Genomic DNA, 24,694 nt, shown 5'->3' on the forward strand with positions numbered 1-24,694 from the left:
GTGTTTTGGGGGCTTCACTTTGCATTTGAATTGTATCCATACAGAAATTCGTATGTATGGATCTATAAAAGTTACGCGAACTGTAGATGAAATTTCCACGGATTGCCAGAGACAGGTCCTTGTGAACATAACTTGATGGCTAAAAAGTCACATATTTGACGTGTCTTGGCAGCAAATATGCGATAAAAGACATATTAGCGAAGCCAAAGCGATTTTTATCGATCCCGCCTTGCGCTGGGAAAGCCGTGTGGCGCTTTGCTGGCTTTGTCAAGTCATCTAGTCGTTTTATGTCCATGCAGTTCATGTCGTGCTATGCTTTGATAGCGTATTTTCCATACGTATTGATATTGTATGGATATGCATTGGATATACCTTGGACATCCACCGCGCCGGTCCGCGCCGATAGCCATCTGGCACCTCCGGCGGCCGCCTCGCGCGCATTACCGCGGGCATTGCCTGTAGCGCCGGGCCTGCGCGGCCCCGACGCGGGCGCCTGCCGTGCGCGATGCGTGTGCATGGGTGCAAGGAACAACGCCGGGCGACCCGGTGCGCGCGGATGCGTCTAAATGTCGCAATTAATTCGGAATGGAATTGATTTGACCTATTGGGATAAAAGTTATTTTTCATCGCGCAAAAATTGGCCCATGAAATAATTGAAAAAAATAACCAGATCACAAGGGGTTCGATATGCTGTTTTCCAGAATGCGGGTAAGCGCGCGGCTTTACGCCGGATTTGGCCTGATCTTCGCCGTGCTCGTCGCGGTGACCGCGGTGGCGATGGTCAAGGTAGACGTCATCAAGAGCGCGCTGCATGCGAACAGCGAGCGCCATGCGGTGATCCAGCGCTATGCGATCAATTTCCGCGGTTCCGCGCATGACCGCTCGATCGCGGTGCGCGACGTGGTCCTGGCTGCAACGCCCGCCGAGCGCCAGAAGCAGGTCGATTTCATCGCGGCCAGGGCTCGCTTCTACGCCGATTCGACCGCGGGCATCGAGTCGCTGCTGGCCTCCACCCGGACCTCGCAGGAGGTGCTGGCGCTGTATCGCGACATTCGCGCGGCCGAGGCTGCCGCGGTGGCCACCACCAATGCGATCATCGCGGGAACCGCCGCCGATGCGCTTTCGCAGCCGGCTATCCGCGAATTATTGTGGGAGCGCGCAAAACCGCAATACGAGCAATGGCTGGCCACCATCAACCGGCTTATCGATTTCGAGGAAAAGCGCATTCGCCAGGAAAATGACACGGCATTGTCCGAGGCTGGCGGTTTCCTGAATCTGATGCTGACCGCGCTGGCGCTCGCACTGGTCATCAGCGCGCTGGTGGCGTGGCGGGTATCGCGCAGCATCCTGCAGCAGCTGGGCGCGGAGCCGAGCGCGCTGGCCGAAGTCGCCAGGAATGTCTCGGAAGGCGACCTCAGCCCCTATGCCGATGGCCGGCAGGCGCCGCCGGGCAGCGTGCTGGCGTCGCTGTCGGTCATGCGCGAAAGCCTGGCCGGCGTGGTCGGCGACGTGCGCTCGGCATCGGATGTGCTGGCCACCGATTCGACCGGCATCGTGGAAGGCAACAGCGGCCTGATGCGGCGCACCGAGGCGCAGGCCGCCAGCCTGCAGCAGACCGCCGCGTCGATGAGCCAGATGACGGGCATCGTCCGCAACAACGCGGAGTCCGCCCGCCAGGCGGCCCAGCTCGCCGTTGCCGCCAACGAGGCGGCGCAGAAGGGCGGCGCGGCGGTCGGGCAGGTCGTCTCGACCATGAGCGAGATCGCGGCGAGCTCGAAGAAGATCGCGGACATCATCGGCGTGATCGACGAAATCGCCTTCCAGACCAACCTGCTCGCGCTGAACGCGGCGGTGGAGGCGGCGCGCGCGGGCGAGCAGGGGCGCGGATTCGCCGTGGTCGCGGGCGAGGTGCGGCGGCTCGCGCAGCGCTGCGCGGGCGCGGCCAGGGAGATCAAGACGCAGATCGACGCCAGCGTCTCCAGGGTCGAGGCCGGCTCCAGCCTGGTCGGCGCCACCGGCACGACGATGGCCGACATCGTGAGCCAGGTACAGCGGGTTGCCGCGCTGATCGCGGAGATCAGCGCCGCGACCAGCGAGCAGACCGAGGGCATCGCGCAGGTCAGCGACGCCGTCACCCAGCTCGATCAGGTGACGCAGGAGAACGCGGTGCTGGTCGAGCAGAGCGCCAGCGCGGTCGACGGGCTCAGGCACCAGGCGGCGCATCTGGCGCAGGTCGTGAGCGTGTTCAAGCTCGGCGGCCGGGCGCCGGCGCCGGCCCTGGCGGCGGCGTAGTGGCCGCGCAGCACGGGTCCGCAGCCATGACGACGCCTGCCGATCCGGTTTCCCGCGTGCCCGCCGCCGGCCAGTCCGCGGACCTGCGCGCCGGCGACGAGCCGCCGTCCCCGGCGCAGCGGCGCAGGTTCGCCTTGGTCATGGCCGCCGGCGGCGTCTTCGTCGCGCTGGTGCTGGGCGCCTTCGTCTTCGGCGTCTCGCGCCCGCAGACCGCGGCGGCCGAGGCGGCCGAGCGCCACGCCGTCGCGCAGTGCTGGCGCCGCAGCCAGGCGGCGGCGTCGCCGGCCTCCCGCAGCTTCCAGGCGGAAGCCTGCCGGGAGATGGAAAAGCAGTTCCGCAGCAAGTTCCGGCGCGCGCCCTGACTGCGCGCGCCGGTGGAGCGTATTCGCATGTCCCTTTCTTCAGCGGACGCCGGCAGCCAGCCGGCGCTTCCTTTCCTGCGCCGCCGGGCGGTGGTGGTGTTCCTGTGCGTCGCGGTCGCCATCCTCACCGCGACCGGGGCCGGCTTGTGGCGCTACTTCGGCGTGGGCGGCCTGCGCACCTACGCCGATCGCGCCGTGGTGTTCGGCGATGCCGACCTGCGCCTGCCGCCGGAACTGGCCGGCAACACCGGCCGCATCCGGGTGGTGCATTTCTGGGACCCGGACTGCACCACCTGCAACAAGGAGACCGACGCGCACCTGAACTACCTGATGCAGATGTACCGCAACGCCAGGGTCGACTTCTACAGCGTGCAGAAGCCGGGCACGCATGGCGCGCTGGCGCCGTTCCTGCAAGGCAAGCTCAGGCCGCTGGCGCGCATCGAGGGCATGGAGCGGCTGCCGGCCAGCCCGTCGATGGCGATCTGGGCGGCCGATGGCCGGCTGGCGTACGCCGGGCCCTACAGCCAGGGGCTGGTGTGCAGCTCGGCCAACAGCTTCGTCGAGCCGATCCTCGACAAGCTCGTCGCCGGGCAGCGGGTCGAGCCGTTCTCGATGCTGGCGGTCGGGTGTTACTGTCCCTGGAGCGCGACGCCGGACGGCGCCCGGTAGAAGTCCACCGACATCGCGAAACTCAGCACGGTGATGATGGCGATGGAGGCGAAGAACAGCTTGCGCGCCCACCGCCGCTGGTCGCCGGCGGTGCGGCCCGCCAGCCCCAGCCTGAACCAGTAGATGCCGCTCGCCAGCGCGGCGAGCATGTATAGCCATCCGGTATAGCCCAGGACGCCGAGCATCAGCGTGGCGCCGGTGAACGCGGCGATGTAGGCGACGATGTGCCGCCTGGCCGCGGGCAGGCCCCTGACCACCGGCAGCACCGGGATCGCCGCGGCGCGGTAGTCGGCGGCGCGGAAGATGGCGATGGCGTAGGAATGCGGCATCTGCCACAGGCTGAACATCACCAGCAGCGTCAGCGCGGCCGCGTCGAAGCGCCCGCTTGCCGCGCAATAGCCCACCACCGGCGGCATCGCCCCCGAGATGCTGCCCACCAGCGTGCCGTGCACGGAGCTGCGCTTGAGGCAGAGCGTGTACGCGCCCACGTAGACCGCGTAGCCGATCGTCACGAGCGCCACCGGCATGACCTGCCGGGTGGCCGCGTAGAGCAGGCCGGCGCCCGCCAGCCCCAGCACGCACGCATAGAGCAGGGCCAGCGGCATGGGCACCGCGCCGGTGACCATCGGACGGTTGCGGGTGCGCGCCATCAGGCCGTCGATGTCGCGGTCGACGATGTTGTTGACCACGCAGCCCGAGGCAATCACCAGCGCGACGCCCAGCGCCACGAGGCAGCCCCTGGTCCAGTTGATGTCTCCCCGCGAGGCGAGCAGGAAGCCGCCCGTCACGGAGATCATGTTGCCCATCACGATGCCGGGCTTGGTGAGTTGAAGATAGGGGCGATACATGGTTTCGGGATGCGGGGGGCGCGGCGCGGGCCGTGGCCTCAGTTGATCATCATGTTGTAGTGCATGCTCCAGATGATCCAGACCGACAGCGCCACGATGATGAAGAGGATGACCAGGGTGAACACGAAGCTGATCAGGTTCCAGCCGCCTTCGGACGAGCGGTTCATGTGCAGGAAGAAGACCAGCTGCACCACGAGCTGCGCGACCGCGAACGCCACCGCCAGCAGCAGCGTGGCCGGGCGCGACAGCACCGGGTGCATGATCAGCGCGAACGGGATCACGGTGAGGATGGCCGACAGCGCGAAGCCGATGTTGTAGGAGCGCGCGCTGCCGTGGCTCTCGCCGGCGCGGGTAGTCGCATGGTTGGCCATGATCAAAATGCTCCGAACAGGTAGACGATGGTGAAGACGCAGATCCAGACCAGGTCCAGGAAATGCCAGAACAGGCTCAGGCACGACAGGCGGGTCACGCTGGTGGGCGTCAGGCCGCGCGTGGCGACCTGGTGCAGCAGCACGGCCATCCACACCAGCCCGGCCGCGACGTGCAGCCCGTGCGTGCCCACCAGCGCGAAGAAGCCCGACAGGAACGCGCTGCGGCTCGGACCGTGGCCGGCCGCGATCAGGTGATGGAACTCGTGCAGCTCCATGCCGACGAAGACCGCGCCCAGCACGAAGGTCAGGCCCAGCCAGCGCAGCACGCCGGCCTTGTCGCGGCGGTGCACGGCGAGCATGGCGTAGCCGTAGGTGATGCTGGAAAACAGCAGCACGAAGGTCTCGGCCAGCACGAAGGGCAGCTCGAACAGGTCCTTCTGCGTCGGACCGCCCGCGTAGGCGCCGCTGAGCACCACGTAGGAGGCGAACAGCGAGCCGAACAGGATGCAGTCGGACATCAGGTAGACCCAGAGTCCGAGGACCTTGGCCGAGCCGTGGGCGTGGCCGTCGTGTCCGTGCCCGTGCTCGTGCCCGTGTGCTTGCCCGCGGGCGTGCGCCTTGGCGGCGTGGTTCAGGATGTGAGTGGTCATGGTCAGGCAGCCTTGCGCGCCAGGGTGGAGACGTGCGCATGCTCGATGCGCGCCACTTCCTCGGCGCTGACGTAGTAGTCGGTGTCGTCGTCGTAGGAGCGCACGATCAGCGCGGCGACGGTGGCGATCGCGCCGGCCGACGCCAGCCACCAGATATGCCAGATCAGCGCGAAGCACAGCAGCAGGATGAACACGTTGACGATGAACGGCACGCCCGTGTTGCGCGGCATGTGGATCGGCTCGTAGTGCGCGGGCGGCGGCGGCAGGCCGCGCTTCTTGGCGACGTGGAAGGCATCGATCGCGTCGACCTGCGGCACCACCGCGAAGTTGTAGAACGGCGGCGGCGAGGACGTGGCCCATTCCAGCGTGCGCGCGTTCCACGGGTCGCCGGTGAGGTCGCGGTTGTGCCTGCGGTCGCGGATGCTGACGATCAGTTGCAGGACCAGGAACGCGATGCCGGCCAGCACGAACAGCGCGCCGACGAAGGCGACGTGCAGGTACGGCGTCCAGGCCGGGTTGTCATAGTGGTTCAGCCGGCGCGTCATGCCCATGAAGCCCAGCATGTACAGCGGCATGAAGGCCAGGTAGAAGCCGATGACCCAGCACCAGAACGAATACTTGCCCAGGCGCTCGTTGAGCTTGAAGCCGAACACCTTGGGGAACCAGTAGTACAGCCCGGCGAAGTAGCCGAACAGCGCGCCGGCGATGATGGTGTTGTGGAAGTGGGCGACCAGGAACAGGCTGTTGTGCAGCAGGAAGTCCGCGCCCGGGATGGCCAGCAGCACGCCGGTCATGCCGCCGATCGTAAACGTCACCAGGAAGGCCAGCGTCCACAGGATCGGCGGCGTGAACTCCACGCGCCCGCCGTACATGGTGAACAGCCACGTGAAGATCTTCACGCCGGTCGGGATGGCGATGATCATCGTCATGATGCCGAAGAAGGCGTTGACGTTGGCGCCCGAGCCCATCGTGAAGAAGTGGTGCAGCCACACCAGGAACGACAGGATGCCGATGGCCAGCGTGGCGCCCACCATCGACTTGTAGCCGAACAGCGCCTTGCGGGCGAAGGTCGCGGTCACTTCCGAGAAGATGCCGAAGGAGGGCAGCACCAGGATGTACACCTCGGGGTGGCCCCAGGCCCACACCAGGTTGACGTACATCGTCGGGTTGCCGCCCAGCGCGTTGGTGTAGAAGTGGAAGTCGAGGTAGCGGTCCAGCGTCAGCGCGGCCAGCGCCACGGTCAGGATCGGGAACGCGGCGATGATGATGACGCTGGTGACGAACACCGTCCACGTGAAGATCGGCATCTTCATCAGGGTCATGCCGGGCGCGCGCATCTTCAGGATGGTGACGAACAGGTTGACGCCGGTGAGCAAGGTGCCGAGCCCGGACGCCTGCAGCGCCCATATGTAGTAGTCCACCCCCACGCCCGGACTGAACTCGATGTCGGACAGCGGCGGATAGGCGACCCATCCGGTCTGCGCGAACTCGCCCACGCCCAGCGAGAGCATGACCAGCACCGCGCCCACCACGAACAGCCAGAAGCTGAAGGCGTTGAGGAACGGATAGGCCATGTCGCGCGCGCCGATCTGCAGCGGCACCACCACGTTCATCAGCCCGACGATGAACGGCGTGGCGACGAAGAAGATCATGATCACGCCGTGCGCGGTGAAGATCTGGTCATAGTGGTGCGGCGGCAGGAATCCCTCGCTGCCCGGGCCGGCGACGGCCAGCTGGGCCCGCATCATGAGCGCGTCGGCAAAGCCGCGCACCAGCATGACCACGGCCACCAGCACGTACATGACGCCGATGCGCTTGTGGTCGACCGTCGTGATCCAGTCGCGCCACAGCACGTTCCACTTGCGGAAGTAGGTGATCGCCGCCAGCAGCGCGAGGCCGCCGATGGCGATGACGGCCAGCGTGATTGCGATGATGGGCTCGTGCAGCGGCACGTCGGCCCAGGTCAGTTTGCCGAACATGAATGTCTTACTCCTTGTTTGCCGACAACGTGCCCGCGGCGGGCGTGTCGGGCGCGGTAGGCGCGGCGGCGGGCACGATGGCGCTGGCGCTGGTGTTCGCGCCGGCGCCGACGAACTGGTCGATCACCTTCTTGAACAGGCCGGGCTGGACCTGCGAGAAGTGCACGACGCTGTTGCGCTGGCTGGGCCTGGCCAGCTTGAGGAAGGTGTCGAGGTCGAGCGTCAGCGGCGAGCTCCTGACCTGGGCCACCCAGCGCTGGAAGCCTTCCTCCGTGGTGGCCGTGGCGACGAACTTCATGTCCGAGAAGCCGTGGCCGCTGTAGTTGCCCGACATCCCGCGGTATTGCCCCTGCTCGTTGGCCATCAGGTGCAGGCGGGTGCGCATGCCCGCCATCGCGTACACCTGGCCGCCCAGCTGCGGGATGAAGAAGGTGTTCATGGTGGAGTTGGAGGTAATGCTGAACGCCACCTGGCGGTGCTCGGGGAAGGTCAGTTCGTTGACCGCGGCGATGCCGAGGTCGGGATAGACGAAGACCCATTTCCAGTCGGTGGCGATGACCTCGACGTTGATCGGCGCGCCGGGCACGTCGAGCGGGCGGTAGGGGTCGAGCGCATGGGTCGAGCGCCACACGATGACCGACAGCGTCGCGATGATGACGAGCGGCACGCCCCACACCACGATCTCGATCCCGGTCGAGTGGGCCCAGTCGGGCGTGTATTTGGCCTTCGGATTGGTGGCGCGGTATTTCCAGGCAAAGACGAACGTCAGCACGATGGCCGGCACGACGACGAACAGCATCAGGCCGATGCAGGTGATGATGAGGTCGCGCTGCGCGATGCCGACGGCGCCTTTCGAGTTGAACAGCACCCAGCTACAGCCGCCGAGATTCGACAAGGCCAGTGCGGCCAGCGGGTAACGAAGGCAATTTCGGTAGGTTTCTCTCATTTCAAGACCTCGGTTCCATGAACCGCTTCAAGGGGCGGCGCAAGACGGGGGCGGACGATCCTTGCGAGCCGGGGGAATGGTGTCAGGCGCTGGCGCGCGCCGGCGGCGAGCGGCAGGCGCGCGGTTTTCCATACGATCCACATAGATCCATACAGTTTGTTGTGTTTAATTTGTGTATGTATTGTATGGCATTGTGTATGCGTTTGTGTTGTGATTTTGTATGGCCTGGATCGAGGGGCGAAGATGCTATTCCATCCGCCGCGGATGCCGCGGCGCGCCTGTGGCCGCCGCGCTGCGGCGGCGCAAAGCGAGGCGTGGACTGGCATTGCCTGCGACTATGCGTCGCGCCCGCGCTTGGGTATGATGTGACCATACAAACAATTTCACATGCCATACATCGTTTTCTTTGTATGGATCTATCCACCGCAACAGGGAGAACCCGCCATGTCCCATCCAGCCCCGTACCGCGCCGCCGTCGTCCAGGCGGGATCGCTGATCTACGACACGCCCGCCACGCTGGCCAAGCTGGCCGACCTGACCAGCGACGCGGCCAGCCGCGGCGCGAAGCTCGTGGTCTTTCCGGAAGCGTTCGTGGGCGGATACCCCAAGGGGCTCGATTTCGGCGCCCGGCTCGGCACGCGCAGCGACGAGGGGCGCGACGAATTCCGCCGCTACCACGAAGGCGCGATCGAGGAGGGCGATGCGTCGTGTGCGCTCATTGCCGAGGCCGCACGCGCGAACGGCGTGCATCTGGTGGTCGGCGTGATCGAGCGCGCCGGGGGCACGCTGTATTGCAGCGTCTTGTTCTACGGCCCCGACGGCAGCCTGCTCGGCAAGCACCGCAAGCTGATGCCCACGGCGCTGGAGCGCCTCGTCTGGGGATTCGGCGACGGCTCGACGCTGCCGGTGCTCGATTCCGGGCTGGGCAAGATCGGCGCGGTGATCTGCTGGGAGAACTACATGCCGCTGCTGCGCACGGCCATGTATGCGCAGGGCGTGCAGGTGTACTGCGCGCCCACCGTGGACGCGCGCGATACCTGGCTGCCGACCATGCAGACCATCGCGCTCGAGGGCCGCTGCTTCGTCGTCTCGGCGTGCCAGTACATGACGTCGTCGGATTTTCCCGCCGGCCATCCGGCGCGCGCGGCGGGCGCCGCGCCGGACGTGCTGATCCGCGGCGGCTCGTGCATCGTGGACCCGCTCGGCAAGGTCCTGGTGGCGCCGTCATTCGAGGGCGAGGGCATCTTCCTCGCGGAGATCGACCTGGGCGAAATCGCGCGCGGCAAGTATGACCTCGACGTGGTCGGGCACTATGCGCGGCCGGACATCTTCCAGTTGAGCGTCAACCGCGCGCGCCAGGCGCCGGTTTCCTTCCCTGGCGAGGCGGGGCAGCAGGCGCCGGCGTGCGGCGCCGGGACGGCGTGAGCGCCGCGTCCTGAAGGCGCCGGCGCGGGCCCGCGCCCGCGATGGCTCAGGCCTGCGCGGCAGGGCCGCCCGCGTCCGCCAGCACGATGCCGGCCTCGCGCATCGCCGCCGCCACGCTGCCGGCATGTCCGGGCGACAACGGCGTGAGCGGGAGCCGGATGCCCTCGCGGATCAGGCCCATCCGCTGCATGGCCCACTTGACCGGGATCGGGTTCGATTCGACGAACAGCGCCTGGTTGATCGCGGCCAGGCGGCGGCTCAGCCGGCGCACGGCGGGCACGTCGGCGGCGAGGGCGGCGTCGCAGAGCTCGCGCATCATGACCGGCAGGATGTTGGCCGTCACCGAGATATTGCCGCGCGCGCCCAGCAGGATCAGCGCGGCGGCGGTGGCATCGTCGCCGCTGTACACGGAGAATTCCGGCGGCAGCCGGTGGAACAGCTCGTTGGCGCGCGCGAGGTCGCCGGTCGCGTCCTTCAGGCCGACGATGCCGTCGATCGCGGCCAGCGCCAGGATCGTCTCCACCGTCATCCTGGCGATGGTCCGGCTCGGCACGTCATACAGGATGACCGGCACCTCGGCGCGCTCGGCGATGGCGCGGAAATGCGCGTAGAGGCCGGCCTGCGTCGGCTTGTTGTAGTAGGGCACCACGGACAGGCACGCCGCCACGCCGGCGTCCTGCGCCGCCAGGGTGAGCTCGATCGCCTCGCTGGTGGCGTTGGCGCCGGTGCCGCCGATGATCGGGATGCGGCCGGCGGCATGCGCCACGGCCACGCGGATGAGCGCGATGTGGTCGGCCGGCGCGATGGTCGGGGTCTCGCCCGTGGAGCCCATGATGACCAGCGCGCTGGTGCGTGCCGCGATGTGCCAGTCGATGAGCTCGCGGTAAGCCGCCCAGTCGATGGCGCCGTCCGGAAACATCGGCGTCACCAGGGCGACGAGGCTGCCGCGGATATTCAGGTCTTTGCCTGCCATGTCATTGCTCCTCTGATTGAAGTCGTTCTTGTTCGTGAAGTTCCGCGGCGAGCTGCGCCGCGGCCCTTTCCAGGCGCGCCAGGCCATCGTCGATCTCGTCGCGCTCGATGACCAGGCTCGGTGCCAGGCGGATGACGTCGGGGCCCGCCTGCAGCACCATGACCCCATGCTCGAGGCAGCGGCTCGCGACGTATTGCGCGCGGCCTTTCCACGGCGGCGCCAGCACGCAGCCCAGCAGCAGGCCGATGCCGCGCACCGCCTCGAACAGCGCGTGGCGCCTGCCGATGGCGGCCAGCGCGCCGGCCAGGCGCGCGTGCCGCTCCCCGACGCCGCGCAGGACCGCGGGCTGGTCGATGAGGCGCAATGCAGCCTCGCCGACCGCGCAGGCCAGCGGGTTGCCGCCGAACGTGCTGCCGTGCGTGCCGGGGCCGAGGTGCTGCGCCGCCGCGCGGGTGGCGAGCATGGCGGCCAGCGGAAAGCCGCAGCCGATCGCCTTGGCCACGGTCATGACGTCCGGCACCACGCCGAAATGCTGATAGGCGAACAGCGTGCCCAGCCGGCCCATGCCGGTCTGGACCTCGTCGAAGATCAGCAGCGCGCCATGCGCGTCGCACAACTCGCGGGCGCGCCGCAGGTAGGCGTGGGTGGCGGGCAGCACGCCGCTCTCGCCGAGCACCGGCTCTAGCACGACGGCGCACGTGCGCCCGGACACTGCGGCCTCCAGCGCCGCGATGTCGTTGAACGGCACGTGCCGGATGCCCGCGATGGGCGGGCCGAAGCCGTCCGAATACTTGGGCTGCCCGGCCACGCTCACGGTAAACAGGCTGCGGCCGTGAAAGCTGTTGTGCGTGGCGACGATCTCGTGCCTGGCGTCCCCGCCGGTGCCGATGCCGTGGCGCCGCGCGAGCTTGAAGGCGGCTTCGTTGGCCTCGGCGCCGGAGTTGGCGAAGAAGACGCGGTCGGCGAAGGTGGCCTGCGTGAGCGCGTGCGCCAGCCGGATCGCGGGCTCGTTGGTGAAGATGTTCGAGACGTGCCAGAGCCGCCGGGACTGTTCGGCCAGGGCCTCGACCAGCGCCGGGTGGCAATGCCCCAGCGCGTTGACGGCGATGCCGCCGGCGAAGTCGATGTATTCGGTGCCGTTCTGGTCCCACAGGCGCGCGCCCCTGCCCTCGACCGGGATGATCGCGGCCGGCGCGTAGTTGGGGACCATGACGTGCTCGTAGAGGTCGCGTGAAACTGTAACCGCCATTGGTGGATTCCTTTGCTCCGTATCAGGTTCTGGTTCGATGCCCGCGGCCGGCGCGCGGAAGTTCGCCATAATCGGGCGGGGCGGGCATCCCGTCCGCCGGCACGGCAGGGCGGGGCGCCGCCAGTTCGGCGGCTTCGGTGCGGGGCCGCCCAAGACGCGGGCATGCCGCGATGCGCCGCCCCGCAATGCGCCGCGCCGCTGCCGGTGCCATCGCCGGCGCCATCGATGCCTCCCGGCCCGGTCCGCGCACACCACGACAACGCCGCCGCCGGACGCGGACCGCGGCATGGCATCAGACGACACGATTTTCATCCATACGCTTGATTTATGTATGGATTTTGATTTACAATGTATGTCAAATATAGAACTTATTGTATGGTTTGACAATGGAGACTGCGCGAATGTCGGAACTTGAGTCGAAGGCGTCTCACCAGTTGGCGTGGATCCGGCCGCTGGTGGCGGGCGCCGGCCCCCGCTATCTGCAGATCGTCGATCTCATCGGCGAGGCCGTCCGGCAGGAGAAGCTCGCGCCCGGCGACCAGGTTCCGCCCCAGCGCGCGCTCGCGGCCGCGCTGGGCGTCGACCTGACCACGGTGACGAGGGCCTACACCGAGGCGCGCAACCGCGGCCTGATCGAATCGTTCGGTGGCCGCGGGTCGTTCGTCGCCACGCCGGGCAACGCGGCCGGCGCGGTGCGGATCGACCTCAGCATGAACGTGCCGCCCCAGCCCGCGGGGCGCAGCCTCGGCGATTTTGTCCGCACGGGCGTCGAGGAACTGTTCCTGCGCCAGAGCAGCCAGCGGCTGTCGGCCTACGACACCGGCAGCCGCAACTCGTCGGCGATCCAGGCGGGCCAGGCATGGCTCGGGCCCGCGCTCGGCGATCTCGCGCACGGCAACCTGATCATGTCCGCGGGGACGCAGGCCGCGATCTTCGCCATCCTGCTGTCCGTCACGCGCAGGGGCGACACGGTGCTGTGCGACCCGCTGACCTACCCGGGCTTCCTGCTGGCGGCCCGCAAGCTCGACCTGCGCGTCGTGGCCGTGGCCTCCGACGGCGAGGGCGTCCTGCCGGATGCCATCGAGAAAGCCCATCGCGCCACCGGCGCCGGCGTCATCTACCTGAATCCGACCCTGCACAACCCCACCACGCGGACCATGCCCGCGGGGCGGCGCCAGGAGGTTGCCGCCGTGCTGCGCAAGTTGAAGATCACGCTGATGGAGGACGATCCGTACTGGTTCCTGCTCAACGACGCGCCGCCGCCGCTGGCCACGTTCACGGGCGGGCAGCGCACGTACTACATGGCGTCGCTGTCGAAATGCCTGTGGCCAAGCCTGCGGACCGCGTTCGTGCTGGTGCCCGAGGATGGCGACGGCGCGTCGCTGCAGGAGAATCTGCGCGCCTCCGGCATGGGCGGCTCGCCGCTGCTGTTCGGGCTGTCCGAGCAATGGATACGGACCGGCATGGCGCGGCAGCTCCTGGTCGAGGTCCAGCGCGAGGCGCGCGCGCGGCAGACCCTGGCGCGCTCGCTGCTGCCGAAGTCCGCCAGCGCGCATCCGTCCGGGCTGCATATCTGGCTGCCCCTGCCGCCGCAGTGGAACTCGCAGCTCTTCGTCGACACGCTGGAGCAGCGCGGCATCGCCGTGGCCGGCTCGGATGCGTTCAGCACGGAGCCGGACCCCGGCAACGCGGTGAGGATTTCCGTGGGCGGCGCGGCAAGCCAGGCGGAACTCAGCCATGCGCTGCAGCAGATCGGCAATCTGCTGCAGGAGGATCGCCGGCGCGGCGCGCGGCCTATCGTCTAGCGGGTGTCTTGCGTGGCTGGGGGTGGCTTCGGCCGGTCACGATGCCGGAAGGCAGGCGGCAAGGATGCCTCCTGCCGCGCGAGCGTGGCTGCGCCGGGATCGGCTCGATCGCTCGCCGCGCGGGCTTCAGGCATCGGCGTGCCCGACTGCCTTCACGCGCTCCCGCGGGTCCTGGCCGTGTCGTCGCCCGCCGGAAACCGCAGCCGGAACACCGTCACGCCCCCGACTTCGGATTCCACCTCCACCGTGCCGTGGTGCAGGTCCATGATCGACCTGACGATGGCCAGCCCGACCCCCGACGACTCTCCCGAGTTGGCGCGCGCCGCGTCGCCGCGGAAGAAGCGGTCGAACAGCTTCGGCATGTGCTCGGGGGCGATGCCGGGCCCCGGATTGCTGACCTCGACGCTGGCGCCCGAGGCGGTCTGCGCGCCGCGCATGGTGATGGTCTGCCCGGCCGGGGTGTAGCGGATGGCGTTGGCCACCAGGTTGCTGACGGCGCGCCGCAGCAGCAGCGGGTCGGCCAATACGCTGCCCGAGCCGGCCACGGCGATGGTCACGCCGCCGGTCTCGGCCAGCCCCTCGAAGTAGTCCGATAGTCCGTGCAGCTCGCGCGCCAGGTCCAGCGTCACCGGGTTCACCGCCACGCGCGCATTCTCGGCGCGCGCGATGAACAGCATGTTCTCGATCATGCGGGCAAGGCGCTCGTACTCCTCGATGTTCGAGGCCAGCAGCGCCTGGTATTCGTCGGCGCTGCGCTCGGCGCCAAGCGCCACCTGGGTCTGGCCCAGCAGATTGCCGATCGGCGTGCGGAAGTCGTGCGCGAGGTCGGCGGAGAACTGCGAGAGCCGCTCGAAGCCTTCGTGCAGCCGCTGCATCATCTGCTGCAGGGCGGACGCCAGCTCTTCCAGCTCGGGCGGCAACCGGGCGGGATCGAGCGGCAATTGCAGGCGGGTCACGGTCACGGCCGAGGCGCCGGCGGCGATCCTGCGCAGCGGCGCCATGCCGATGCGCAGCAGCAGGTAGCCCAGGCAAGCGGCGATCAGCGCGCCGAGCACGGTGGCGGCCAGCACCTTGTCGCGGTAGGCGCGCAACAGCGTCACGCGCCCCACGGCGGTCTGGTAGAGGGTGAAGCGCAGCGGCTCCCGCGCGTTGCCGGCGCGGGCCAGCGCGGTGACGCCGCGCACCGGATAGCCGGCGGGCGTGCTCCATGCGTGGATGGCGCCGGGGCCGATGGCGGCCGCGAGCGCCAGCGGCGCGACCTCGGGAACGGCGTCCCGGGTGGCGTTGGCCGCGAGCAGCAGGGCGCCGTCGGGCGCGCGCACGAGCAGCGCGAATTCCTCGTTGCCGGACACCACGCCGCCGACATCGCGCCAGTATTCGGCGCCCGCGGCGCCGGAGTCGGCCAGCTCGTCGCGCACGCGCGCGGCCTTGCGCAGCAGCTCGGCGTCGTCGCGCTCGATCACCTGGGTGGCCAGCGCGCGGTACAGGTAGGCGCCCACGCCGCCCAGCACCAGCAGCGCAGCCACGCCGAAGGCCAGCGCCAGCCGCGCGGTCAGCGAGATCCTGCGCATCAGCCGCCCCGGCTTTCCAGCACGTAGCCCATGCCGCGCACGGTGTGGATCAGCTTGCGCTCGAACTCGTCGTCCATCTTGGCGCGCAGCCGGCGCACGGCCACGTCGACCACGTTGGTGTCGCTGTCGAAGTTCATGTCCCACACGTGCGAGGCGATCTGGGTGCGGCTCAATACCTCGCCCGCGCGCCGCGCCAGGAAATGCAGCAGCGAGAACTCGCGCTGGGTCAGGTCGATGCGGCGCCCGGCGCGCATCACGCGATGGCGGATCAGGTCGATCACGAGGTCGTCGACCTCGATGCGCTCGGCCTCGCGGATGGGCCCGCGGCGCAGCAGCGTGCGCACCCGCGCCAGCAGCTCGACGAAGGCGAAGGGCTTGGTGAGATAGTCGTCGCCGCCCAGCTCCAGCCCGCGCACGCGGTCTTCCACCTCGTCCCGCGCGGTCAGGATCAGCACCGGCGTGTCCTTGCGCTCGCGCAGCTGGCGCAGCACTTCCAGGCCGTTCATGCCGGGCAGCATCACGTCGAGGATCATCAGGTCGTATTCGCCCTCCATGCCCTGGTGCAGGCCGTCGGCGCCGGTCACGGCCAGGTCCACCACGAAGCCCGATTCGGCCAGCCCCTTGCGCAGGTATTCCCCCGTCTTGGGCTCGTCCTCCACCACCAGTATCTTCATGATCGCCGTCCCTCCTGCTCGCGCAGCGTCCTCGGTTGATGGCTCGCATGATACCGGCCCGGCAACCCGCCCCACATGACAAATCCGTAATCGAACTGATAGCGTTTGCATGCCCATCGGCTCCCTAGAATCCGGCCCATCGCGCGATTTCCGCGCATGGGCATCGTGCTCCAATCGATTCAGGAATCCTGCCATGTGGATAGTAAGGCTCGCGTTGAGCCGCCCCTACACCTTCGTGGTGCTGGCGCTGTGCCTGCTGCTGGCCGGCCCGCTGGTCTTGATGCGCACGCCGACCGACATCTTCCCGGCCATCGACATTCCGGTGGTGAGCATCGTGTGGAACTACAACGGGCTGTCCGCCGAGGACATGTCGCGGCGCATCGTGACGGGCTACGAGCGCTCGCTGACCAACAGCGTCGACGACATCGAGCACATCGAGTCGCAGTCGCTCGCCGGGGTGGCCGTGATCAAGGTGTTCTTCCACCCCGGCGCCGACATCAACCGCGCGATCGCGCAGACGTCCTCGGGCGCGCAGTCGATGCTGCGCAGCATGCCGCCGGGCACCACGCCGCCGCTGATCCTGAGCTACAGCGCCTCGACCGTGCCGATCCTGCGGCTGGCGCTGGGCAGCGACTCGCTGCCCGAGCAGCAGCTCTACGACCTCGGCAACAACTTCATCCGCACCCAGCTCGCCACCGTGCAGGGCGCCTCGGTGCCGCTTCCCTACGGCGGCAAGGTGCGCCAGGTGATGGTGGACCTCGACGCCCGCGCGCTGCAGGCGCGCGGCCTGACCGCGCTGGACGTGGTCAACGCGGTCAACGCGCAGAACCTGGTGCTGCCCGGCGGAACCGCGAAGGTCGGCGCGCTCGAATACCGCGTGGACCTGAACGGCAGCACGGCCACCGTGGCCGGCCTCAACGACCTGCCGGTCAGGAGCGGCCCGGACGGCGTGGTCTACGTGCGCGACGTCGCGCAGGTGCGCGACGGCTACGCGCCGCAGACCAACGTGGTGCGCCGCGACGGCAAGCGCTCGGCGCTGCTGGAGATCGAGAAGAGCGGCAACACCTCCACGCTGGCGATCATCGCGCAGGTCAAGGCGATGCTGCCCCGCATGATGGCGGGCCTGCCGGCCGCGCTGCGCGTGCAGCCGGTGTCCGACCAGTCCGTGTTCGTCACCGGCGCCGTGCAGGGGGTGCTGCACGAAGCCCTGGTGGCGGCCTGCCTGACGGCGCTGATGATCCTGCTGTTCCTGGGCAGCTGGCGCGCCACGCTGATCATCGCCATCTCGATCCCGCTCTCGGTGCTGGCTTCGCTGATGGCGCTGTCCGCGCTCGGCGAGACCATCAATATCATGACGCTCGGCGGCCTGGCGCTGGCGGTGGGCGTGCTGGTCGACGACGCCACCGTGGCCATCGAGAACATCACCCACCACCGCGAGCTGGGCAAGCCGCTGGAGCAGGCCATCCTGGAGGGCTCGGCCCAGATCGCGGTTCCCACGCTGGTGTCCACGCTGTCGATCTGCATCGTGTTCCTGCCGATGTTCCTGCTGTCCGGCGTGGCGCGCTACCTGTTCGTGCCGATGGCCGAAGCCGTAGTGTTCGCGATGGCCGCCTCGTACTTCCTGTCGCGCACGCTGATTCCCACGCTGGCGCACTACCTGATGCGCGGCGAGGAGGGCGCGCGGGAGGCGGCGCGCCCCGCCGGTCGCCTTGCCGCCCGCTTCGCCGCCCGTTTCGCCGCCCGTTTCGCCGCCCGCCTCGCCGGCGTGCGCCGCGCCTGCGCCGGGATGCAGGCGCGCTTCGAGCAGGCATTCGAGGGGCTGCGCGCGCGCTACGCCGCGTTGCTGGGCGCGGTGCTGCGCCGTCCCGGGCGCTTCGCCGCCGGTTTCCTGGCGTGCTGCGCGCTGTCCATGACGCTGGTGCCGTTCCTGGGCCAGGACTTCTTCCCCAGCGTGGACAGCGGCGAGATCCGCCTGCACATGCGCGCGCGCACCGGCACCCGCATAGAGGAAACGGCGCGCATCGCCGACGCCGTGGAGAGCCGCATCCGCGAGGTGATCGGCGCGGGCAACGTGGCCGGCATCGTCGACAACATCGGCCTGCCGGTCAGCGGCATCAACCTGACCTACGATTCGGCGCTGCCCATCGGCACCGGCGACGCGGAGATCCTGGTGTCGCTCAAGCCCGGCCACGCGCCCGGCGCCGGTTACGTGGACCAGCTCGGCAAGCTGCTGCCGCAGGCGTTCCCGGGCGTGAGCTTCTCCTTCCTGCCGGCCGACATCATCAGCCAGATCCTCAACTTCGGCCTGCCGGCCCCGATCGACATCCAGGTGGTGGGGAACCGGCTCGACGCCAATCGCGCGCTGGCGCGCAAGCTCGCCGGGCAGTTGCGCGCGGTGCCGGGCCTGGTGGACGTCCATATCCAGCAGCCCGACGACCAGCCCGCGCTGACCGTGAACGTGGACCGCACGCGCGCGCTGCAGGCCGGCCTGTCGCAGCGCGACGTGGCGCAGAACCTGCTGATCTCGCTGTCCGGCAGCGGCCAGACCTCGCCCAACTTCTGGCTCAATCCGCGCAACGGCGTCAGCTACCCGCTGATGGTGTCGGTGCCGCAGCACGCGATGGGCTCGCTGCAGGCGCTGTCGAACATCCCGCTCGGCCTGGGCGCCGGCTTTCCCGGCGGCGGTGGCGGCGACCTGCTCGGCTCGCTCGGCAGCATCGAGCGCACCGCCCAGCAGGGCGTGGTGTCGCACTACAACGTGCAGCCCGTGATCGACATCTTCGGCGCGGTGCGCGGGCGCGACCTGGGCGCGGTGGCCGGCGACATCCACCGCATCGTCGACGCCGCGCGCGGCGAGCTGCCGGCGGGGTCCGAGCTCGTGGTGCGCGGGCAGGTGCAGACCATGCGCGACTCGTTCTCGGGTCTGCTCGGCGGGCTGGCCATCGCCGTGGTGCTGGTCTACCTGCTGATGGTGGTGAACTTCCAGTCGTGGCTGGACCCGCTGGCGATCATCGGCGGCCTGCCGGGCGCGCTGGCCGGCATGGCCTGGATGCTGTTCGTCAGCCAGACCACGGTCAGCGTGCCGGCGCTGACCGGCGCCATCATGTGCATCGGCATCGCCACCGCCAACAGCATCCTGGTGATCAGCCTCGCCCGCGAACTGCGCGCCGCCGGCATGGCGCCCTTCGAGGCCGCGCTGCAGGCCGGCATCGGGCGCTTCCGCCCGGTCGTGATGACGGCGCTGGCGATGCTGATCGGCATGATCCCGATGGCGCTGGGCACCGGCGACGCCGGCGCGCAGAACGCGCCCCTCGGCCGCGCGGTGATCGGCGGCCTGGCATTCGGCACGGTGGCGACGCTGGTGCTGGTGCCGACCCTGTTCGGGCTGCTGCATCAATGGCTCGCGCGCCGCGCGGCCAGCGGGTCTTCCCCCGCGTCCGCCGCCGCGCCCTCCGCCCTGAAATTCGACCAGAAAGGCCAGTCATGACCCCCAAACCACAATCCGATCCCGCGCCGCTGCCGGCGTCCTCCGCCCGGCGCGGGCGGAGCCTGCGCGCCGGCCTGCTGGCCCTGGCGCTGCTGGGCGCGGCGCTGGCCGCCGGCATCCTGCCCCGGCTGCAGGCCCGCGCCGCGCTCGGCGCCCAGGCCGCCGCCGCCGCGGCGACGCCGGTCGCCACCGTGCAGCCGCGCCGCGCCGACGGCGCCGACGAACTGACCCTGCCGGGCGACGTGCGCGCCTTCCAGGATGCGCCGGTCTTCGCCCGCGTCAGCGGCTACCTGCGGCGCTGGTACGCCGACATCGGCAGCAAGGTCACGCAAGGCCAGCTGCTCGCGGAAATCGACGCGCCCGAGGTCAGCGACCAGTTGCGCCAGGCCCGCGCCGACGAAGCGACCGCGGCCGCCAACTACGCGCTGGCCAGGAGCACGGCGCAGCGCTGGCAGGACCTGCTGGCGTCGCGTTCGGTGGCGCAGCAGGACACCGAGCAGAAGGTTGCCGACATGCAGGCCAAGGCCGCCACGCTGGCCTCGGCGCGCGCCAATACCTCGCGGCTGGCGCAGCTTGCGTCCTACACGCAGATTCGCGCGCCGTTCGACGGCGTCGTCACCGCGCGCAACGTGGACACCGGCGCGCTGGTGGACGCGGGCGGCGGCAATGGCAGCGCGGGCGGCGGACGGGAACTGTTCCACCTGTCCGCCAGCGCGCGGCTGCGCGTCTACGTGCAGGTGCCGCAGGACGCGAGCGGCATGATCGGCCCGCAGGTCCAGGCGTGGCTGACGCTGCCGCAGTCGCCGGGGCGGCGTTTCGAGGCCCGGGTGACGCGCAATGCCGGCGCCATCGACACCGTCACGCGCACCCTGCGCGTGGAGCTCGAGGTGGACAACGCCGGGGGCGTCATCCTGCCGGGCGCCTATGCCGAGGTCCACCTGCGCGCGCCGCAGGACAGCCCCGGCCTGAGCCTGCCGGCCGAGACCCTGATGTTCCGCCCGGACGGCACGTGCGTGGCGGTGGTCGGCGCCGATGGCCGCGTGGCGCTGCGCAAGGTGGCCATCGGCCGCGATTTCGGCGCGCGGGTGGAGATCGTGGCCGGGCTGCGCGGCGACGAGGCGGTGGTGATGAATCCCGGCGACGGCCTCGCCGCGGGCGCGAAGGTCAGCGTCATCGCCGCGGCCGCGCCGCCTGCGGCGCCCGCCGCGGGGCCGGGCGTGGGGCAGGGCGCCGCGCGGGGCAGCGTGTCCGGCTTGCCGCGATGAGGACCGGCATGCACGCTCCCGTCCTCCCGATCCGCCGCGGCCTGCGCGCGCTGGCCCGCGCGGCCGCGCTGCTGCCCGCGTTGTTGCCCGTGCTGCTGGCCGGCTGCGCCACCGCGCCGGACTACCAGCCGCCCGCCCTGGACCTGCCGTCCGCCTACAAGGAGGCCGGCGCCAGCGCCGCGACGCCGGGCGGTCCGCCCGGCATCGCGCGGGACTGGTGGCACGTCTACCGCGACCCGCAGCTCGAGGCGCTCGAAGCGCGCATCGACGTGTCCAGCCAGTCGCTGCGCAAGGCCGCGGCCCTGCTGCGGGATGCCCGCGCCCAGGCGCGCGCCGCGCATGCCGCGTATTTCCCGGTGGTGGGCGCTGGCGCCGGCGCCACCAGCAATCACACCTCCGCCAACCTGGTGGGCCGCTCGCTGGCCGGCAAGACCGTCCCGGACTACGCGCTTGGCCTGACCGCGTCGTGGGAGCCGGACCTGTTCGGCCGCATCGGCAACGGCGCGGATGCGGCCGACGCGCGCGCCCAGGCCAGCGCCGACGACGTCGCCGCGGTGCGCCTGGGCCTGCAGGCCGAACTGGCGGCCGACTACTTCGGCCTGCGCTCGGCCGACCGCGAACTGGGCCTGCTCAGGCGCACCGTCGAATCCTATGCCACCGTGCTGGCGCTGGTGGGCAACCGCTACAGCGGCGGTATCGCCACCGAAGGCGAGGTGGCGCAGGCGCGCGCGCAACTGGAGAACGCCAGGGCGCAACTCGCGGACGTGCGCCTGAATCGCGCGCAACTGGAGCACGCCATCGCCACCCTGGTCGGCTTGCCGCCGCCCGCGTTCTCGCTGGCCGCGCAGCCCGACGACGCGGCGTTGTCCGTGCTGCCGCCGCTGCCCGCCGCGCTGCCTTCGCAGTTGCTGGAACGGCGCCCCGACGTGGCCGCGGCGGAGCGGCGCGTGGCCGCCGCCAACGCGCAGATCGGCGTGGCGCGCGCGGCCTTCTTCCCCAGCCTGATGCTGGCCGTGGGCGGCGGCCTGGACAGTTCCAGCCTGGCCGGCTGGCTGACCGCGCCGAGCCGCTTCTGGGCAATCGGCCCGGCGCTGGCCGCCACCCTGTTCGACGGCGGCCGCCGCCGCGCGCTGGCCGACAGCGCGCTGGCGCAGTTCGATGCCAGCGCGGCCGACTACCGCGACACCGTGCTGCGCGCGCTTCAGGAAGTGGAGGACAACTTTGCCGCGCTCTCGGCGCTGGCGGAAGAAGCGGACAGCCAGCAGGCCGCGGCGGACGCCTCGGCCCGCGCGCTGGCGCTGGGGCTGGACCGCTACCGCAAGGGCGCGGTCGCCTACCTGGACGTCAGCGTGCTGGAGAGCACGGCGCTGGCGAGCGACCGCGCGGCCGAGGCCGTGCGCCGGCGGCAGCTGATCGCCAGCGTGATGCTGGTGAAGGCGCTGGGCGGCGGCTGGCACCGCGCCGACGCGGTGAAGTAGCCCGGGGCATCCGGGCACCGGCGCCTCAGCGCCGGACCCGGGCCGTGCTCCGCCTGACCTGCAGCAGCACCGGCAGCAGCGAGACGGCGATGATGGCAAGGGTCATCCAGCTCATGTGCGCGCGGACCCATTCGATGCCGCCGAGCCAGAAGCCGGCCAGCAGCAGCCCGGTGCCCCACACCACCGCGCCGAGCACGTTGAACGCGGTGAAGCGGCGCGGGCACATGCCGCTCAGCCCGGCCAGGAAAGGCGCCACGCTGCGCACGATGGGCACGAAGCGGGCTATCGTGATGGTCGAGCCGCCGTAGCGGTCGAAATAGGCGCGCGTCTTTTCGATGTGCCGGGGCTTGACCCAGCCCGCGCGCAGCAGGCGCTGCCCCAGGGCGGAGCGGCCGATCAGGTAGTTGACGCCGTCGCCCAGCACCGCCGCCGTGCAGATCAGCGCGATGGCCGGCAGCGGCGACAGGTCATTGACGCCGAGAAAGGCGCCGGTGGCGAACAGCAGCGAATCGCCGGGCAGGAACGGCAGGATCACGATGCCGGTTTCCAGGAAGATGATGGCGGCGACGATCATCAGGCCCGTGACCCAGTTCTGGGCCAGCATCGACATGATCTGCTGGTCGCTGGTCAGCCAGCTTAGCGCTCCGGTGGCAAGCATGGGGGGATTCTCGATGTGGGTAAGCGGATATGTGGGTGCGCGGTCTTGCGTCAGGGAAGGATGCAGGCGGGTGGCAAGCGGTCATGCCTTGGTCATTCGTCAGCGTTCGGTTGCCGCCCGCAACGGGAAATTCGCCACCACCATGCGGCGCGCGTCGTCCGCGACCACCGTCATCTTCACGCCCCGGCTGGCCAGCAGGAGGTAGGTGTCCGCCGACATCACCGCCAGCGCGGGCGGCCCCGCCTGCCAGCGGGCCGCGAACGCATCCAGCGTGGGGATCCATTTCCGCGGTTCCTGCTGCGTGCCGAAATCCAGCTCGTCGGCGCTGGCCACCATCACCAGCGGATGCCCCAGATAGAACGGCAGCGTATGGTCCAGCATGCGCACGCCATACAGCGGCATGTCGTCCTTGAGTACCGCCTCGATGGCCGGCACCATGCCCGCGCCGGAGGCCGGCCCGCCGATCGATTCGTGTCCGAGCAGCGCCCCGGTGAAACCCGTGAACAGCGTCAGCGCATAGACCGTGACGCTGGCCATCAGGCCGCGCGTGGCCAGCAGCCGGCAGGCCAGCCAGACACCGGCCAGCATCACCGCGAAGGCGATCGCGATCCATACCGCGTAGACGCGATAGTCGGCGTTGGGCGTATGGTTGGAATGCAGCGTGGCCACCACCGGGCTGGCCAGCAGCCCGAGCGCCATCACCACGAGCATGGCCTTGAGATAGCGCTGCCACGCCTGCTCCTGGATCCGCAGCAGCGCCACGCCGGCGAGCATGCCCAGCGCGGGAAAGACCGGCACGATGTAGCCGGGCAGCTTGGAGCCCGACAGGCTGAAGAACACGAAGATGGCGATGGCCCACACCGCCAGCAGCAGCGCCGGCTGGAACGGCCGGGTGCCGGTGGCGCGCGCGATGGCCATGTCGTCGCGCATCACGTTCCACATGCGCGGCAGCAGTCCCAGCCAGGGGATGAAGCCGGCCACCAGCAGCGGCACGAAATACCAGAGCGGGCCCTTGCGCGAGTGCACCGTGGAGGTGTAGCGCTGCCAGTGCTCGTGGATAAAGAAGAAATGGAGGAATTCGGGGTTGCGCTCCGACACCAGCCAGAACCACGGCACCGTGACGATCAGCATCAGCGCGATGCCGCTGGCTAGATGCAGCCGCTTCCACAGGCCGAAGTCGCGCGCGATCAGCGTGTAGATCACCAGCACCAGCCCCGGCAGGGCAATGCCCACCAGGCCCTTGGTCAGGATCGCCACGCCCATCGCCACCCAGCACGCCCACATCCAATGGCGGCGCGCGGCCGGGGTGGCGGCCGGGTGCTGGGCCAGCAGCATGAACGCCAGCACGCAGGCCATCGCGCCGGACAGTGTCATGTCGAGCGAGTTGAAGTGCGAGGCCACGCTCCACATCGGCGCGGCGACGAGAACCAGCGCCGTCAGCACGCCGGCGCGGGCGCCGTACCAGCGCGCCGCGGCCAGCGCGGAAACGAGCAGCCCGGCCATGCCGGACAGCGCCACGCACAGCCGCGCCTGCCAGTCGCCCACGCCGAAGGCGCCATAGGCGAGCGCCGTCATCCACATGTGGAAGGGCGGCTTCTCGAAATACTTGAGCGCGTTGTAGCGGATCGTGACCCAGTCGCCGCTGGCGAACATCTCGCGCGAGATCTCGGCGTAGCGGCCTTCGTCGGAACTGAGCAGGTGCCTCAGGTCCAGCGTGCCGAACCACAGCAGCAGCACCAGCAGGCAGACCGGCAGCAGCACGGCGACCGGCACGTCGCCGTAACTGCGCGCGGTCAGCCGCTGCATGAAACCCGCGGTTCGGTTGCGGAGCGCCATCGACATGATCCGCGGAGCGCAGGTCGGGCAGGTCCGTCGTCCAGTGGAAGGCATGGGCGTTCGTGATGGTTGAGCATGGGCCGGCGTGAAGTTGCTGCCGGCGGCCGAGGCGGTCGAAGGTGCCGATCCGTTCCGCGACCGCCTTCCTGCAGCCGG

General features: G+C 69.5%; 19 protein-coding genes. 8 read left to right on the plus strand and 11 right to left on the minus strand.

Annotated features, from left to right (window positions below; all coding sequences use genetic code 11):
- Positions 1–687 precede the first annotated feature (687 nt).
- The 3 genes from ACWTPI_RS23995 to ACWTPI_RS24005 are packed head-to-tail and all read left to right on the plus strand — an operon-like array spanning position 688 to position 3,323.
- Positions 688–2,292, plus strand: a complete 1,605-nt coding sequence (locus tag ACWTPI_RS23995) for a methyl-accepting chemotaxis protein (protein WP_020204883.1) — start codon at positions 688–690, stop codon at positions 2,290–2,292.
- A gap of 26 nt (positions 2,293–2,318) precedes the next feature.
- Complete coding sequence (locus ACWTPI_RS24000; RefSeq protein WP_454732937.1) at positions 2,319–2,654, plus strand: hypothetical protein; 336 nt, start codon at positions 2,319–2,321, stop codon at positions 2,652–2,654.
- Positions 2,655–2,681: 27 nt separating this feature from the next.
- Entirely contained in the window at positions 2,682–3,323 is a 642-nt protein-coding gene (locus tag ACWTPI_RS24005) for a DUF6436 domain-containing protein (protein ID WP_454732938.1), read from the plus strand.
- Here ACWTPI_RS24005 and cyoE read toward each other — a convergent pair.
- Genes cyoE through cyoA form a run of 5 tightly spaced genes read right to left on the minus strand, consistent with a single transcriptional unit; the run spans position 3,284 to position 8,117 of the window.
- Entirely contained in the window at positions 3,284–4,171 is an 888-nt protein-coding gene (cyoE, locus tag ACWTPI_RS24010) for a heme o synthase (protein ID WP_020204886.1), read from the minus strand. The genes ACWTPI_RS24005 and cyoE overlap by 40 nt on opposite strands.
- Positions 4,172–4,209: 38 nt before the next feature.
- Positions 4,210–4,542 carry a cytochrome o ubiquinol oxidase subunit IV gene (gene cyoD / locus ACWTPI_RS24015; protein ID WP_029044009.1) on the minus strand — a complete coding sequence of 111 codons (333 nt, stop codon included), beginning with the start codon at positions 4,540–4,542 and terminating at the stop codon, positions 4,210–4,212.
- A gap of 2 nt (positions 4,543–4,544) precedes the next feature.
- Positions 4,545–5,192: a cytochrome o ubiquinol oxidase subunit III gene (cyoC, locus tag ACWTPI_RS24020; RefSeq protein ID WP_454732939.1), complete on the minus strand. Its 648-nt coding sequence runs from the start codon at positions 5,190–5,192 to the stop codon at positions 4,545–4,547.
- Between the two features lie 2 nt (positions 5,193–5,194).
- Entirely contained in the window at positions 5,195–7,171 is a 1,977-nt protein-coding gene (cyoB, locus tag ACWTPI_RS24025) for a cytochrome o ubiquinol oxidase subunit I (RefSeq protein ID WP_059415263.1), read from the minus strand.
- Between the two features lie 7 nt (positions 7,172–7,178).
- Positions 7,179–8,117 (minus strand): ubiquinol oxidase subunit II, encoded by a 939-nt coding sequence (gene cyoA / locus ACWTPI_RS24030; RefSeq protein ID WP_454732940.1) that lies wholly within the window; start codon positions 8,115–8,117, stop codon positions 7,179–7,181.
- A 444-nt stretch (positions 8,118–8,561) separates the two neighbouring features.
- On the opposite strand from cyoA, the gene ACWTPI_RS24035 reads away from it, so the two are divergent.
- Positions 8,562–9,542, plus strand: coding sequence for a carbon-nitrogen hydrolase family protein (locus ACWTPI_RS24035; RefSeq protein WP_454732941.1), 981 nt, complete (start codon positions 8,562–8,564; stop codon positions 9,540–9,542).
- 46 nt (positions 9,543–9,588) lie between these two features.
- On the opposite strand, the gene dapA is transcribed toward ACWTPI_RS24035, so the two are convergent.
- Positions 9,589–10,515 (minus strand): 4-hydroxy-tetrahydrodipicolinate synthase, encoded by a 927-nt coding sequence (gene dapA, locus ACWTPI_RS24040; protein ID WP_454732942.1) that lies wholly within the window; start codon positions 10,513–10,515, stop codon positions 9,589–9,591.
- Position 10,516: 1 nt separating this feature from the next.
- Entirely contained in the window at positions 10,517–11,764 is a 1,248-nt protein-coding gene (locus tag ACWTPI_RS24045; RefSeq protein ID WP_052165971.1) for an acetylornithine/succinyldiaminopimelate transaminase, read from the minus strand.
- Between the two features lie 401 nt (positions 11,765–12,165).
- On the opposite strand from ACWTPI_RS24045, the gene ACWTPI_RS24050 reads away from it, so the two are divergent.
- Positions 12,166–13,569: an aminotransferase-like domain-containing protein gene (locus ACWTPI_RS24050; protein ID WP_454732943.1), complete on the plus strand. Its 1,404-nt coding sequence runs from the start codon at positions 12,166–12,168 to the stop codon at positions 13,567–13,569.
- A 152-nt stretch (positions 13,570–13,721) separates the two neighbouring features.
- Here ACWTPI_RS24050 and ACWTPI_RS24055 read toward each other — a convergent pair whose 3' ends face one another.
- Both ACWTPI_RS24055 and ACWTPI_RS24060 read right to left on the minus strand, forming a co-directional pair.
- Positions 13,722–15,140 carry a heavy metal sensor histidine kinase gene (locus ACWTPI_RS24055; protein ID WP_454732944.1) on the minus strand — a complete coding sequence of 473 codons (1,419 nt, stop codon included), beginning with the start codon at positions 15,138–15,140 and terminating at the stop codon, positions 13,722–13,724.
- Entirely contained in the window at positions 15,140–15,814 is a 675-nt protein-coding gene (locus tag ACWTPI_RS24060) for a heavy metal response regulator transcription factor (protein ID WP_454732945.1), read from the minus strand. The genes ACWTPI_RS24055 and ACWTPI_RS24060 overlap by 1 nt, the downstream gene beginning before the upstream one ends.
- A 193-nt stretch (positions 15,815–16,007) precedes the next feature.
- On the opposite strand from ACWTPI_RS24060, the gene ACWTPI_RS24065 reads away from it, so the two are divergent.
- Genes ACWTPI_RS24065 through ACWTPI_RS24075 form a run of 3 tightly spaced genes read left to right on the plus strand, consistent with a single transcriptional unit; the run spans position 16,008 to position 22,044 of the window.
- Positions 16,008–19,301: an efflux RND transporter permease subunit gene (locus ACWTPI_RS24065; protein WP_454732946.1), complete on the plus strand. Its 3,294-nt coding sequence runs from the start codon at positions 16,008–16,010 to the stop codon at positions 19,299–19,301.
- A complete protein-coding gene (locus ACWTPI_RS24070; RefSeq protein WP_454732947.1) occupies positions 19,298–20,566 on the plus strand; it encodes an efflux RND transporter periplasmic adaptor subunit in 1,269 nt (422 codons plus the stop codon). Before ACWTPI_RS24065 ends, ACWTPI_RS24070 begins: the two co-directional genes overlap by 4 nt.
- A gap of 8 nt (positions 20,567–20,574) precedes the next feature.
- Positions 20,575–22,044, plus strand: coding sequence for an efflux transporter outer membrane subunit (locus ACWTPI_RS24075; RefSeq protein ID WP_454732948.1), 1,470 nt, complete (start codon positions 20,575–20,577; stop codon positions 22,042–22,044).
- 25 nt (positions 22,045–22,069) lie between these two features.
- On the opposite strand, the gene ACWTPI_RS24080 is transcribed toward ACWTPI_RS24075, so the two are convergent.
- Together ACWTPI_RS24080 and ACWTPI_RS24085 are read right to left on the minus strand one after the other, a co-directional pair.
- Positions 22,070–22,702: a VTT domain-containing protein gene (locus ACWTPI_RS24080; RefSeq protein WP_454732949.1), complete on the minus strand. Its 633-nt coding sequence runs from the start codon at positions 22,700–22,702 to the stop codon at positions 22,070–22,072.
- 99 nt (positions 22,703–22,801) lie between these two features.
- On the minus strand, positions 22,802–24,508 hold the full coding sequence (locus tag ACWTPI_RS24085) for a glycosyltransferase family 39 protein (RefSeq protein ID WP_454734008.1): 1,707 nt from the start codon (positions 24,506–24,508) through the stop codon (positions 22,802–22,804).
- Between the last annotated feature and the right edge of the window lie 186 nt (positions 24,509–24,694).

The organism is Cupriavidus ulmosensis, assembly GCF_977008105.1.

Excerpts from the sequence above, each read along its gene's own strand:
- ACWTPI_RS23995 (WP_020204883.1), top strand. The coding sequence starts at position 688 with ATGCTGTTTTCCAGAATGCGGGTAAGCGCGCGGCTTTACGCCGGATTT.
- ACWTPI_RS24000 (WP_454732937.1), top strand. The coding sequence starts at position 2,319 with ATGACGACGCCTGCCGATCCGGTTTCCCGCGTGCCCGCCGCCGGCCAG.
- ACWTPI_RS24005 (WP_454732938.1), top strand. The coding sequence starts at position 2,682 with ATGTCCCTTTCTTCAGCGGACGCCGGCAGCCAGCCGGCGCTTCCTTTC.
- cyoE (WP_020204886.1), bottom strand. The coding sequence starts at position 4,171 with ATGTATCGCCCCTATCTTCAACTCACCAAGCCCGGCATCGTGATGGGC.
- cyoD (WP_029044009.1), bottom strand. The coding sequence starts at position 4,542 with ATGGCCAACCATGCGACTACCCGCGCCGGCGAGAGCCACGGCAGCGCG.
- cyoC (WP_454732939.1), bottom strand. The coding sequence starts at position 5,192 with ATGACCACTCACATCCTGAACCACGCCGCCAAGGCGCACGCCCGCGGG.
- cyoB (WP_059415263.1), bottom strand. The coding sequence starts at position 7,171 with ATGTTCGGCAAACTGACCTGGGCCGACGTGCCGCTGCACGAGCCCATC.
- cyoA (WP_454732940.1), bottom strand. The coding sequence starts at position 8,117 with ATGAGAGAAACCTACCGAAATTGCCTTCGTTACCCGCTGGCCGCACTG.
- ACWTPI_RS24035 (WP_454732941.1), top strand. The coding sequence starts at position 8,562 with ATGTCCCATCCAGCCCCGTACCGCGCCGCCGTCGTCCAGGCGGGATCG.
- dapA (WP_454732942.1), bottom strand. The coding sequence starts at position 10,515 with ATGGCAGGCAAAGACCTGAATATCCGCGGCAGCCTCGTCGCCCTGGTG.
- ACWTPI_RS24045 (WP_052165971.1), bottom strand. The coding sequence starts at position 11,764 with ATGGCGGTTACAGTTTCACGCGACCTCTACGAGCACGTCATGGTCCCC.
- ACWTPI_RS24050 (WP_454732943.1), top strand. The coding sequence starts at position 12,166 with ATGTCGGAACTTGAGTCGAAGGCGTCTCACCAGTTGGCGTGGATCCGG.
- ACWTPI_RS24055 (WP_454732944.1), bottom strand. The coding sequence starts at position 15,140 with ATGCGCAGGATCTCGCTGACCGCGCGGCTGGCGCTGGCCTTCGGCGTG.
- ACWTPI_RS24060 (WP_454732945.1), bottom strand. The coding sequence starts at position 15,814 with ATGAAGATACTGGTGGTGGAGGACGAGCCCAAGACGGGGGAATACCTG.
- ACWTPI_RS24065 (WP_454732946.1), top strand. The coding sequence starts at position 16,008 with ATGTGGATAGTAAGGCTCGCGTTGAGCCGCCCCTACACCTTCGTGGTG.
- ACWTPI_RS24070 (WP_454732947.1), top strand. The coding sequence starts at position 19,298 with ATGACCCCCAAACCACAATCCGATCCCGCGCCGCTGCCGGCGTCCTCC.
- ACWTPI_RS24075 (WP_454732948.1), top strand. The coding sequence starts at position 20,575 with ATGCACGCTCCCGTCCTCCCGATCCGCCGCGGCCTGCGCGCGCTGGCC.
- ACWTPI_RS24080 (WP_454732949.1), bottom strand. The coding sequence starts at position 22,702 with ATGCTTGCCACCGGAGCGCTAAGCTGGCTGACCAGCGACCAGCAGATC.
- ACWTPI_RS24085 (WP_454734008.1), bottom strand. The coding sequence starts at position 24,508 with ATGCAGCGGCTGACCGCGCGCAGTTACGGCGACGTGCCGGTCGCCGTG.